This window comes from Pseudoalteromonas sp. 19-MNA-CIBAN-0066 (genome assembly GCF_040308705.1).
GTDB lineage: Bacteria > Pseudomonadota > Gammaproteobacteria > Enterobacterales > Alteromonadaceae > Pseudoalteromonas > Pseudoalteromonas nigrifaciens.
Genome location: NZ_JBEONZ010000021.1, coordinates 1 through 13,603, shown reverse-complemented (window position 1 = coordinate 13,603; position 13,603 = coordinate 1). Strand labels below are relative to the sequence as shown.

The following is a 13,603-nucleotide window of genomic DNA, read 5'->3' as shown; positions in this document are numbered from 1 at the left end:
CATATCGTGGTTGTTTAAGAGCGCGCCGGAAAGCCAATTCGAAAACATGCGCTTGTTACTCCATTTATCTAATGTATTAATTCATGTTAGAGGAAGTTACACTGAGCGTATTTAAACCACTAAGTGAATTCGAAAATTCTCGACCATCTCCTACGATTGAAGTGACTAAGTCAAAAAACCAAGGGTCAGAGTGGGGAGATGTTACGACTGATTCAATGAGAGTATTTAAATCCAACTTGACAGTATATCCTGCTCTGTAGGAATCTAAGATAGATCTAATCTCTTCTGGATCTTCTGAATACGGGGCGTGTCCCCCTATGACATCATTTACAAAACCAAAGTCTCTGAAACATAAACGAAATTCATTCTCGAAAGAATATGGCATGCTTTTGCAATAAATGTGTGTTAAAAGGTTGTCGCCTCTAGCTGGCATTTGGTTTTTAAAGTCTAAGTATTCAATAAGTCCACCTAGTACAGTATAGTTTTTGTTTTTTCCTAATGATGATTTAAGTCGACCTATAGTAGACTTAATTGCAATTCCGTTGTGATGATTACAGTATAACTTCCACATATGATAAGACTCATGAGTGCTGATATTCCAGCAAGTCACATAAGAATTGTAGATGGCAGCCTCATACATATTTCTTTGTAAATCGATCTCCCTCGATTTTTGTTCGGATTGCGGAACTTGCGCCATTCCTGCTTCTGGCATTCCGCCAAACCCCTGAACTTTACTGTTACCAAAAAACTGAGGAGCAAATTTGGTATTTAGAATTCTTTCTACAAGTGATTCCCAATGTGCAGTTGGAACTTTCCCCTCCAACGGGTCAATTTCCCAGTTTTTATCTAATCTTGCAAACCAAAGGGATTGAGTTGAAAGTAAAGAAATAAACTTGCTCAAATCCATGTACTTCCAAATCACTGTATCATCATATAGGGTTTCGCCATTTGTAAATGGCTGAAAAACATTTTTGGAAATCTCTTCAGATCGCTCTGTTCGCACAAAACTAACTTCATCAGCCCACCGCTCAATATATAAAACGGTATCAGTATCACTCGCAAGTATATTGAAATTTGTTACAGAATCACCTAACGTAACTGAGACGCTGTAATGGGTATTGAGCCCCGTAATATTTCGTTCACAGTTAACCAACTCAAATTTCTCGAGAGAGTGAGTTTTTCTAAGCTGTTTGATTTGTTTTAAGTTCACCTTTACCACTCATACTAGAAGAAACAATTTATAGTGCGCCCATCATGCAAAAATCAAAGATAGCCAAATGGGTCATACCTCGACTTCACACATTAAAATACCAGGAGACTAGTTATATGAGTCCAGCAGCTACCTCATAAACCTATTTGCTAAATCGGTAAACCAAATACGAGCAAGCTGAACTTACAAACCCTGAGTTAAATCTTGCGCTAACGTACCCGTTGGTTTTTCAATTACGCGTATTAACTCTTTGCCATTTTGTTTAACAATAAACGTAGGTGTGTATTGTAAGTCGTGAGCCTGTGCAATGCCTGCATCGTCTTGCTTGTTGTAACCTACGGCCACATAGTCAATGCTTGCAAGTTGTACTTTCGATGCATCAAGTAACTTAATGAGCTTTGGCACTTCGCGCTCACTGTCGTGGCACCACGTTCCAAATAATACAATAAGCTCTTTGCCTTCTAGCTTTTGCATTAGCGCTATATCTTGCGTCGTTGGCGTAAACGCCTTGTAGTGTTCGTTAAACTTGTCGTAGTCGCTTAGCAGTGCTTGCGTACTTATCTCGCCCGAAAATGGCGCCGTAGCAGCGCAGATTATAAGCGGCATGCTTAAAGCGCACAGTAAAATTAATTGTTTAAACATAAGGTACTCTTTAAGTAGGTATTTAATTAAGTATTAAATAAAGCATTTAACGACTATACCCAATATTGAGTGTGGAGTGAACAACTCAAAACCGTTACTTTTTATCCATAAAAAAGTTAACTTGCGATAAGTTAGTTAAATATTCTCGCCTTACGTTTTTATTCTCAGCTAGCTTGTCTAAATCACCAATCAAGGTAACTAGTTTATTATGAGAATGGCTGCTTGTTTTTTTAAACTCGTCTTGCTTTTCGTCACTCTCAACACGCTCTTTTTTATTCATGTTGTAGCTGTTTTCGTTTTCTTCAAGCCAAATATCGTCAATTAAGCGAATGTTGCTTTTACTAATGGTTTGTTCTTGCATCGCCATTTGCAGCTCGTATTGATTGGTTTGCGGATTAAACTCAAACATTTTTGTATCAACATCAACCTCGTGAGACTGATCAAGCCCCACAAGTTCTTTATTTTTAACCGCAGTACCTACGTTATAACTCTCTTCTTTGTTGTAGTAATCAGGGCGACTGTATTGATAATCAAAGTGGCTACTTACATTTTTACTTTGCGTTACACCGCTAAGATCCCCTAATTGGGCTTGTTCAGTCGCTTGGCTTAGCTCAATTGTACTTTTAGGCTGATAATCGCCGTTATCAAGCGCATAAGAAAATGTAGCATCAAAATCAGCGAGCTTAGAAATACCCGCTCCTAATGTATTTGGCGCCTTATTACCAAGCCCTTGGTAACGGGCATCGTTTGTAATCATGTTATCAACCAAATCGGCAACCATGGCGCGCCCGTCATTAAAGTGCTGATCTGCAAGTGACTCCAAATTGCTATAACGCTCAGCCGCTGATGACATACTCGTAAAAGCGCCTTTAAACAATGCAAAACCTTGCTGCATTGCCTCGTCGCCTTTGCGCCCAAATGCCGACTCTTTATCGTCTTTGGTGCTGTTTACTCGGCTATCTTCTAGGCTTTGATCGAGCGACGCTAAATACCGCTGCACTTGCTGCGTGTCTTTAGCACCAATGGTCGACATATCGAGTGCAAAGTCTATTTCGTTTTGCCCACTTTCTGATTTAAACACAAGTGCTTGCTGATTCGATGCTTCATCAATTGAGTAACTTAAATCAAGCGTGTTTTCGCCTATATCAAGCACATCATTTTGCGTTGTTGAAAACGACACATTAAAACCAGATAACTGCTGATGATTAAAATCAGCTAAAAAGTCTAAGTTTATATCGCCTTGGTTTACCGGCACATAACGGCTGTTAGCATATTGACTGACTTTAAAAAACTCATCAGCCATTTCACCTACACCTGCAAGTACTTCAGTTAGCGCCTGATGCTCAGCCTCTGACAAATCCCCTTCTACTTCATAGCTAAGGCTAAAATTATCAGCCGTTTTACCAGCACTTTCATCATAACCTTGCGATGAGTTAAAGGTAATATTAATAATATCGCCTTCTTTGGTTTTTACTGATAATTGAAAGCGGTAGTTATCGTCATCCTCATGCTTGCTGCGATTAATACTCTCCATATAAGGGTTAAGCGCACGCTCAACACGCTGCTGACTAGAGGCTAAAAATGATGTTTGTTGATGCCCTAATTGCCCCAGGTTAAATAAAATATCACTGGTGTTAGCGTAAGCACCCTGAATATCTTTTACCGATTTATTTAAGCGTTGTATGAGCTTATCGCTATGCTCATTTTTAAGTAGCCCTTCTTGCTGACTCGTTATTACAGTACGTATAGCTAACTCTTCAGCGCTGTAGTGGTAGTTCGATATATTTGCTTTTTTTGCAGGAGTGATCAGCACCGAAAGTTGTTGTTGCAGTAATTGGGCAACTTTTTCGTCGCTAAACTGACTGAGAAAATCGGACGTTATTTTGGGTGATAGCTCTGTTGCTAACTCTGGTATTAATTTTGGCGCTATTTCGAGTGGGCTATGTTGCAGTTTGCTGCTAAGGGTATGGTTTGCATTATCAACTGGCAGTACTTGCTTTGTCGCTAAACTAGAGTGGTTATTTAACCCATTGTTAATCATGATCATCCTTAATCGCAAACTGCTATTAAGTATATATCGGTCGGCCAACTAAAAACTTGAGCGATTTATAACCTTGTTACTTAAATTACAAATAAAGTAACAAGGTTATCTAGGGCGTGTTGATCTTTGCGGATTAAAACTCGCTCTATTTAGGGGAGTTTAATCGCTAATTTTAGCGATTAATTGTGCCTTAACTTGGCTTATCGGTCACGGCTCCGGTAGAAGCTGAACTTACTGTTCTGGCATATTTTGCTAGTAATCCGCGGGTGTATTTTGGCGCAGGTTGTTGCCAACGTTGTTTCCTACTGGCCATTTCTTCATCAGTAATATTAAGAGTCATTTCACGGCTTTGCGCGTCAATAGTAATGCTGTCACCATTTTCTACTAGTGCAATGGCGCCGCCTTCGTAAGCTTCTGGTGTAACGTGCCCCACAACAAAACCCCTACTACCACCTGAAAAACGACCATCGGTAATAAGCGCCACATCGTTACCTAAACCTTTACCCATAATAGCTGAAGTGGGGCTTAGCATTTCACGCATACCTGGGCCACCTTTAGGACCTTCATAGCGAATTACTACAACGTCTCCGGCTACTACTTGCCCATCTATAATAGCGGCAAAGCCTTGCTCTTCTGAGTCATATACTTTTGCGTTGCCGGTAAAGCGTAAACCCTCTTTACCCGTAATTTTTGACACTGCTCCTTCTGGCGCTAAGTTGCCAGCTAATATAACTAAATGACTGTCTTTTTTAATTGGCTGATCAAAAGGTAAAATAATATTTTGCCCTGCTGGGTAATCTGCTACATCGGCTAAATTTTCGGCCATGGTTTTGCCTGTCACTGTCATACAGTCACCGTGCAGCATACCGGCATCTAATAAACGCTTCATCAGTGGTTGAATGCCACCAATTTCAATCAACTCCGACATTAAATATTGACCGCTTGGGCGCAAGTCGGCAATTACTGGTGTTTTATCGCCAATACGCACAAAGTCATCCAATGTTACTTCAACGCCTACCGCATCAGCCATAGCAATTAAATGCAGCACCGCATTGGTTGAGCCGCCTAAGGTAATGATCAGCGTAATTGCATTTTCAAACGCTTTTTTGGTCATAATATCGGAAGGTTTAATGTCATGCTCTAGCAAATAAACAATCGCTTTACCCGCATCAATACAGTCTTGTTTTTTGTTTTGTGAAATAGCATTTTGCGCAGAACTATTTGGCATACTCATGCCTAAAGCTTCAATTGCTGAGGCTAACGTATTTGCCGTGTACATACCACCACACGAACCGGCCCCTGGTATGGCTGTTTTTTCAATATGTTCTAATTGCGTAATTGGAATATCGCCTGCCGCGTAGCTGCCCACCGCTTCAAATACCGAGACTATATCGGTATGATTTTCACCGGGTAAAATTGTACCGCCGTACACAAATATAGAGGGGCGGTTTAAACGTGCTAAACCCATTAAACAACCCGGCATATTTTTATCACAACCGCCAATAGCAATAATACCGTCGTGGCCCATACCCGCCGATACCGCTTCTATTGAGTCGCAAATTACTTCGCGTGATACTAAAGAATATTTCATCCCTTCGGTGCCCATAGAAATACCATCGGATAAGGTAATGGTATTATAAATAACGCTTTTCGCACCGGCGCTATCTACGCCTTTACCTACTTCTTTGGCAAGTGTATTAATGTGCATATTGCACGGCGTTACCATAGACCATGTAGAGGCAATACCAACTTGAGACTTTTTAAAATCGTCATCATTAAAACCTACCGCTCGTAACATAGAACGACTAGGAGCCTGAGCGCTACCATCTACAATTTTTTGTGAATATTTACGTGGTTTTTCAGAAGTCATTTCTTACCTTACCTACTTTTTACAAGGTTTATTAATAGAATAAATTATAAAAACAAGCCCCACCTTGCATAATTAATGCGGTGAGGCTTGCTATAATAGATGGTTTTAACTTTTAAAGCAGTTAAAGTTTACAGACTTGTAATCGCTTTAAGGCAAATAGCTTTTACCCATTAAATAGCTGTCAACCTCACGCGCGCAACGTCGACCTTCATCTATTGCCCACACAATTAAGCTTTGTCCGCGACGACCATCGCCTGCGGCAAATACGCCAGGCTTGCTTGTAGCAAACTTATCGTACTGTGCTGCAATATTAGAGCGAGCATCCTGCTCTAAACCAAATTGTGCAACAAGGCCACCTTCTGGCCCCATAAAGCCCATAGCAATCAGTACTATATCGGCAAGAATAATCTTTTCACTGCCCGCTACTTCTTGTGGCACCATTTGCCCTTTATCGTTAAGTTGCCAAGTAATATCTACAGTGTGCACAGCTTTAACATTACCTTGCCCGTCACTTTCAATTTTTTTAGTCATCACTAAATATTGACGTGGATCTTGGCCTTGTACTGCAATAGCTTCTTTTTGGCCGTAATCAACCAACAAACGTTTTGGCCATTGTGGCCAAGGATTGCTGCTCTCGTCGCGTTGCTCGGGTGGACGAGGCATAATTTCTAGCTGAATAGCACTTTTACACTGATGGCGAAGCGCAGTACCAATACAATCGGTGCCGGTATCACCGCCACCTATAACCACTACACTTTTGCCTTTCGCATTAATGAACGCTCCGCCTTGATGTTCGCTATCGAGCAAGCTTTTGGTATTGGCTGTTAAAAAGTCCATCGCAAAATGCACACCGTTAAGCTCGCGCCCTGCAACGGGTAAGTCGCGCGGTACTGTGGCACCAATACATAACACGACTGAGTCAAAGTCAGTTTCTAACTGCGCCACACTAATGTCTTTGCCTACTTCAGTATTAGTAACAAAAACAATGCCTTCTTGGGCTAAAATATCAACCCGACGTTGCACTAATTCTTTTTGTAGCTTCATGTTTGGAATACCATACATTAGCAAGCCACCAATGCGGTCGGCGCGCTCATATACAGTAACCATATGGCCAGCTTTATTTAACTGTGCTGCAGCGGCAAGGCCCGCTGGGCCCGAACCAATTACGGCTACATTTTTACCAGTGCGAGATGCAGGTGGCTCAGCAACCACCCAACCTTGCTTAAAGGCATGATCAATAATTTCTTTTTCATGTAACTTAATAGCCACTGGATCGGCGTTAATACCCAGTACACATGCCCCCTCACAAGGGGCTGGGCATACACGCCCAGTAAACTCAGGAAAGTTATTGGTTTTATGCAATAGCTCTACTGCATCTTGCCAGCGGCCGCGATAAATTAAGTCATTCCACTCGGGTATTACATTATTTACCGGACACCCAGCTACTGCTGGTGCAAATTCTGATTTTGCCGACTGACAAAACGGCACGCCACAATCCATACAACGCGAAGCTTGCTGCTCTACATCTGCTTGTGGTATTTCTTCATATACTTCCAGCCAGTCAATTAAACGTTCACCTGCGTTACGCTCAGTTGGCAAGGCACGACCTACGTTGATAAACCCTGTTGGATTTCCCATAATATATTCTCCTTGGCAGCTTAAGCTTTAGCGCTAGCTATGTTGTTTAAATGAATGTCGAATGCTTCTACGGCAATGTCGTACTCTGAGGTGAATTTTCCGCTACTGCGTACATCATTCATATAACCTTGCATGCGTTTGTAATCAACCGGCATTACTTTAACAAAGCGCTTAACATTGCTGTTCCAATCTTTTAATAAATCACTGGCAACATCTGAACCTGTAGCATCAAAATGTTGGCTAATTAAGGCTTTTAATTCGTGGCTTTCAGCGTCGGTATCTACACTTTCAAGTGCGACCATTTCCATATTGCATTTAGCCGCAAAGTCATTATTTACATCAAGTACGTAAGCAACACCGCCCGACATACCTGCAGCAAAGTTTCGACCAGTTGCGCCCAAAATAACCACTTTACCGCCGGTCATGTATTCACAACCGTGATCCCCCACACCTTCAACAACGGCTGTTGCGCCCGAGTTACGTACACAAAAACGCTCCCCCGCTATACCGCGTATAAAGGCGCTACCCGAAGTTGCTCCAAAAAAGGCCACATTACCAATGAGGATATTTTCACTAGCAGCAAACTTAGCTTGTTTACTAGGGTACACCACTAAATTTGCGCCAGAGAGTCCTTTACCAAAGTAGTCGTTGGCATCGCCTTCAAGTTCAAAACGTAAACCCTTGGTTGAAAAACAACCAAAGCTTTGTCCCGCTGAGCCGTTAAACTTAACCTTAATAGTATCTTGCGGTAAGCCATCTGCATGGTACTTTTTAGAGATTTCGTTAGAGATCATCGCCCCTATGGTTCTGTCGGTGTTAATCACATCGTATTCAAGCGCCACACTTTGCCCAGACTCTAGTGCCGCTTGAGCATCTTTGATCATTTTGCGATCGATAATGTCGTCGATTAAATGCTTTTGCTTTATTGATTGATACAGAGTTTCGTTTTCAGCGCACTCTGCTTTGTGCAATAGTGGTGTTAAGTCAACGCCTTGATACTTCCAATGGTCAACATCTTTGCGCTGTGTAAGGCACTGAGTTTGGCCTACCATTTCTTCAATACTTCTAAAACCAAGCTCAGCCATAATTTCGCGTAAACCTTCTGCCATCATGGTAAAAAAGTTAACTAAAATATCGGCACGACCAGTAAACTTGTCGCGCAGGCCTTTATCTTGTGTGGCAATACCAACTGGGCAAGTATTTAAATGACACTTACGCATCATAATACATCCCTCAACCACCAATGCTGTGGTAGCCATACCATACTCTTCTGCACCAAGTAGCGTTGCAATGGCTAAGTCGCGTGGCGTTTTAAGTTGCCCATCGGTTTGTACCGTAATACGGCTACGCAGTTTATTACGCACCAAAGTTTGATGCGTTTCAGCCAAACCCAGTTCCCACGGTAAGCCCGTATGTTTAATTGAGCTCAGTGGTGACGCACCGGTGCCGCCATCGTGGCCCGCAATCAGTACCACATCGGCATAGGCTTTTGCCACACCCGATGCAACCGTACCTACACCCGCTTCTGATACTAATTTAACGTTAATGCGCGCGTCACGGTTGGCGTTTTTAAGATCGAAAATAAGTTGCGATAAATCTTCAATAGAATAAATATCATGGTGTGGCGGCGGCGAAATTAAGCCCACCCCTGGCGTAGAGCCACGAGTTTTACCAATCCATGCATCTACTTTATCACCTGGTAATTGCCCACCTTCGCCCGGTTTTGCGCCCTGCGCCATTTTTATTTGTAGCTCATCGGCATTCGCTAAATAATGGCTAGTAACACCAAAACGACCCGAAGCCACTTGTTTAATTCGCGAATTCATCGAATCGCCATTTTCAAGCGCAGTATAACGAATTGGGTCTTCGCCGCCCTCACCGCTGTTACTTTTACCGCCAATGCGGTTCATAGCTATAGCTAAAGTAGTGTGTGCTTCCCACGAAATTGAGCCAAACGACATGGCACCCGAGGCAAAGCGTTTGAAAATGTTGGCAACCGGTTCCACTTCGCTCAAGGCAATAGCAGGACGATCGCTATTCAATTGTAATAAACCCCGTAAGGTAAAGGCTTCTTTACTTTGATCGTCCACCGTTTTTGCATACTGCTTAAACTGCTCAACATTATTACTGGCTGTTGAATGCTGCAGTAAGCGAATTACCGTGGGATTAAATAAGTGCCGTTCACCATCATGACGCCACGAGTATTCTCCGCCCGTAGGCAGTAGTTTATCTATAGCAATGCGGTTGGCCTCAGGGAAACCCTCACGGTGGCGTAATAGCGCCTCTTGGGCAATTTGATCTAGGCTTAAGCCTTCAATACGGCTAACCGTACCGGTAAAGTACTGATCAATAACCTCAGAGTTAATGCCCAAGGCTTCAAAAACTTGCGCACCTAAATACGACTGTAGCGTTGAAATACCCATTTTAGAGAAGGTTTTCAACAAGCCGCTGCCTACCGCTTTAGTGTATTTTTGGGTAATTTGTTCATTTGTTAAGTTATTATCAAGTACGCCTTCATCACGTAAACCATACATGCTCTCTAGGGCTAAATACGGGTTAACTGCCGCAGCGCCATAACCAATAACAGTAGCAAAATGATGCGTTTCGCGTATATCACCCGACTCCAAAATTATATCGGCAGATGAGCGTAGTTTTTCACGAATTAAATAGTGATGTACCGCTGCTGTTGCCAATACCGAAGGTATAGCAACATGGTCGCTGTCTACGCCACGGTCACTTAAAATGAGTATTTCATAATCATCTTCAACGGCATTTTTGGCATATAAACAAATACGATCCAGTGCTCTTTTTAGTGCACCTGGCCCACCGCTGGCTTTAAAAGTAATGTCGATCGTTTTAGCTTGAAGATGATTGTTATCTATATACTGTAGTTTACGTAATTGCTCATTGGTCAATACAGGCTGTTCTATTTCAACCTTATGGCAATGCCCAGGTGTTTCATCGAGCAAGTTAAGTGAGCGGCCAATATAACCGCGCAACGACATAACCAATTCTTCACGAATAGGGTCGATGGGTGGGTTGGTTACTTGCGCAAATAACTGCTTAAAATAATGTGATAATTGTTGCGGGCGATGCGACAGCACTGCAAGCGGCGTGTCGGTACCCATAGCGCCTAGTGGCTCTTTAGCCGTACCAACCATACCCGCCAGTACTAGGTTAAGATCTTCGCTGGTGTAACCAAATGCTTTTTGTATTTTTCGCAGCTCTGCCAATGGCGGCTGGGCAAAAGACGCGCTAGGAACGGGTAAATTGTCTAATTCAATTTTGTTTTCAGCTAACCAACGAGCATACGGCTGAGCCGAGCTAACGTGTTGTTTTACTTCGTCATCACTAATAATGCGACCTTGCTCTAAGTCAGCAATAAATATTTTACCCGGTTGCAAACGCCCTTTTTCAACAACCGTTGATTGATCAACGCACAATGCACCGGTTTCAGAGCCCATCACTAGCGTGCCATCTTCGGTTAACAAGTAACGCGAAGGGCGCAAACCATTACGGTCAAGTGTTGCACCAATAACGTTACCATCGGTAAACGATAACGATGCTGGGCCATCCCAAGGCTCCATAATACACGCATAGTATTCATAAAATGCGCGCTTGGTGGCATCCATATTGGTTTGTGTTTGCCATGCTTCTGGCACCATCATCATCATTACTTGCGCCAAAGACCGCCCGCTGAGCACTAATAGCTCAATAGCCATATCAAGATTAGCCGAATCTGAGTTATCGTTATTACACACCGGATTTAACATATTCAATTCAGCATCGCTAAAATTAACCGAGCTAAACAATGCCTCACGAGCATTCATCCAGTTAATATTACCGCGTACCGTATTAATTTCACCATTGTGGGCTATATAACGAAACGGCTGCGCGCGGCGCCAAGCAGGAAAAGTGTTGGTTGAAAAACGAGAATGAAACATCGCCATTCCCGAAATAGTACGCTCGTCTTGCAGATCAAGGTAATACTGGCGCACTTGCTCGGTAGTAAACTGGCCTTTATAAACAATTTTGGTAGATGACATTGAGGTTACATAAAATTCGTCACGTTCGGTGAAATCTAAACCATTAATTTTATGCGAGGTGTATTTACGCAGCACAAACAGCTTACGTTCAAATTCTTGTGCGCTTAGCGCTTGCGGCTTAGCAATAAACACTTGCTCAATATTTGGCTCGCTTTCAAATGAAGCCGCGCCTAACATAGAGTTATCGCCCGGAACATCCCGATACCCTATTAAGGTTAAACCCAGTTCGGCAATATTTTGATTTAGTATTTTTTTACACGCGTCGCTAAGTGCTTTATCGCGCGGGAAAAAAATCATCCCCACACCATAGTTTAAGGCGCTTGGCAGCGTCCACCCTAGCTTTGCGGTTTCTTGACGGAAAAACTCATGAGGAATTTGAATAAGAATACCAGCACCATCACCACTTTTAACGTCAAACCCTGTTCCACCACGATGTTCCATGCAGCTGAGCATGGTGAGTGCATTTTCGATAATATCGTGTGACTTTTTACCCTTAAGGTTAGCGACAAAGCCAATGCCGCAACTGTCATGTTCAAATTCAGCGCGATAAAGACCTTGGGATTTTTTGCTCATATCATTCATTACTTATTCCTATTTCATCAGCCTATTGCTATCAGCTAAATTGTGCTTACTAATTAAGTCATATATTTTTATATACTCGAGGTATGCGCTTATCTCATTCAAAAAATCGTTAAAATGCCTAAAACAGCCACTGTAAAATCTTTTTGAATTTGTATAGTGCAGTATTTATTAGTGAAAACTTTAATCAAAGGGGGATAAAAACTAGCCGTAAAATAACGCTGAGTCAACTAAGAAATGAATATACATTCAGATTATATGAATATATATAGTCAAAAATAGTTATTAACAGCCCATTTACACTGCATTTAATAACTATGCCTTATGTTTTAAAAAAGCGCATAGTTGATTTGGATGGGTTTGGTCTTTTTAGTTATAAAAGTGCACCACTAAGGCCTGAGGGGGGAAACTAAGGGAGGATTGGTGCATCTTTAAAAAGTAAATAAGCAATAACATTTGTAACTATTCAGCCTCATCTGAAATGAATATATCAGGCAGCTGATTTTTGAATAATAACTCAAGGGCTAGGCTTGCAGATACATATTGTTTTCTGCAAGTCGATAAATAGCTTCTCAGCAAGCAGAACATTTCAGCTCCTTGCTTACTTCTAAAACACCCCGATATTTTTTGATGAACCTTGGTCATCCTAATATCATTCTCGCCTTGGTTGTTGGTAAATGGCACGCCAGTGCTCATCATGAAACGTAAAACATCATCTTGATAATCTCTTAGTCGTTCCAATAATGCTCGGGATTTGGTTCGCTTTAATCGGCCTCGCTGACCTTCCACTCGGCTACTTTTATCTGGTGGTGGACATTTAGCGTCACCTTGAAGCAATATTTTTTGATATTGCTCACGATATTTCTGTTTAGCCCCTTTATCTAGGTCGGGATTATCTATTTGAGCTTTATTCATTTCTTTAAGTAAGGTTTGCATATCCTTCGCCCATTGCATGCCGTCTTGCTCCCAAGCCCTTTCTAATTCTCGGATGTGGTGAGCATTACATAATGCATGTTGGCATTGGGTATATTGATAATATGGCTTCCAATGGTCATGACATAGCACACCGGTAAAGTGCGGTAAAATACCGGCCTCATCCATCGCTATTTTTCCTCTTTTTTCATGAGGATAAAAATAAGTCCACCAAGTCGTTGATGCACCATGAAGCCATCGCCGTTTACCGCCGATATTAATGCCAGTCTCATCAACATGCAAAGTTTGATGCGGGCTTTGTAATGCCGCTTTGATGATACCTTCTGCGCCCGATGACTTTACTAGTGCCGCTGCTTGTTCATTAAAGTTAAATAAACTGCCGGCACTGATCGGAATACCTAGTTGGTCACTAAAGTATTCTTCAATGCGGTTATAAGGGAGTAATTGATATTGTGATAAGTAAACCGCATGGGCTTTCACACCAACACCATATTGAATAGGACCGTTAACACCTTGGGGGAATTCACCAACAAACCGCTTCCCTTGCTCATTCTCAAGGATTTGAGTCTGGTATTCGGTCACCACTTTACTGATATCTATATCGACGACTTGTCGCTTTTGAAAACCCACCTCACGATAGTGAC

The 13,603-nt window shown here is 42.1% G+C and carries 7 protein-coding genes; all 7 read right to left on the bottom strand.

Annotated features, from left to right (window positions below; genetic code table 11):
* Positions 1-76 precede the first annotated feature (76 nt).
* Positions 77-1,210 (bottom strand): DUF2971 domain-containing protein, encoded by a 1,134-nt coding sequence (locus tag AAEZ18_RS12410; RefSeq protein WP_350594922.1) that lies wholly within the window; start codon positions 1,208-1,210, stop codon positions 77-79.
* Positions 1,211-1,393: 183 nt separating this feature from the next.
* Complete coding sequence (locus tag AAEZ18_RS12405) at positions 1,394-1,852, bottom strand: thioredoxin family protein (RefSeq protein WP_089369087.1); 459 nt, start codon at positions 1,850-1,852, stop codon at positions 1,394-1,396.
* A gap of 94 nt (positions 1,853-1,946) precedes the next feature.
* Positions 1,947-3,893: a hypothetical protein gene (locus AAEZ18_RS12400; RefSeq protein ID WP_350545648.1), complete on the bottom strand. Its 1,947-nt coding sequence runs from the start codon at positions 3,891-3,893 to the stop codon at positions 1,947-1,949.
* A 190-nt stretch (positions 3,894-4,083) separates the two neighbouring features.
* Positions 4,084-5,763: a dihydroxy-acid dehydratase gene (gene ilvD / locus AAEZ18_RS12395; RefSeq protein WP_350594924.1), complete on the bottom strand. Its 1,680-nt coding sequence runs from the start codon at positions 5,761-5,763 to the stop codon at positions 4,084-4,086.
* A 147-nt stretch (positions 5,764-5,910) separates the two neighbouring features.
* Positions 5,911-7,401 (bottom strand): glutamate synthase subunit beta, encoded by a 1,491-nt coding sequence (locus AAEZ18_RS12390; RefSeq protein ID WP_350594926.1) that lies wholly within the window; start codon positions 7,399-7,401, stop codon positions 5,911-5,913.
* 20 nt (positions 7,402-7,421) lie between these two features.
* The gene (gene gltB / locus AAEZ18_RS12385; protein ID WP_350594928.1) at positions 7,422-12,029 is read right to left on the bottom strand and encodes a glutamate synthase large subunit; all 4,608 of its coding nucleotides are present in this window, start codon (positions 12,027-12,029) and stop codon (positions 7,422-7,424) included.
* Positions 12,030-12,488: 459 nt separating this feature from the next.
* Positions 12,489-13,603, bottom strand: a 1,115-nt coding sequence (gene tnpC / locus AAEZ18_RS12380) for an IS66 family transposase (RefSeq protein ID WP_350594930.1), incomplete at its 5' end; no start/stop codon positions are given.

Bases quoted from the DNA above. Each gene is read 5' to 3' on its own strand.
- AAEZ18_RS12405 (WP_089369087.1), bottom strand. From the start codon at position 1,852: ATGTTTAAACAATTAATTTTACTGTGCGCTTTAAGCATGCCGCTTATA.
- AAEZ18_RS12400 (WP_350545648.1), bottom strand. From the start codon at position 3,893: ATGATTAACAATGGGTTAAATAACCACTCTAGTTTAGCGACAAAGCAA.
- ilvD (WP_350594924.1), bottom strand. From the start codon at position 5,763: ATGACTTCTGAAAAACCACGTAAATATTCACAAAAAATTGTAGATGGT.
- AAEZ18_RS12390 (WP_350594926.1), bottom strand. From the start codon at position 7,401: ATGGGAAATCCAACAGGGTTTATCAACGTAGGTCGTGCCTTGCCAACT.
- gltB (WP_350594928.1), bottom strand. From the start codon at position 12,029: ATGAATGATATGAGCAAAAAATCCCAAGGTCTTTATCGCGCTGAATTT.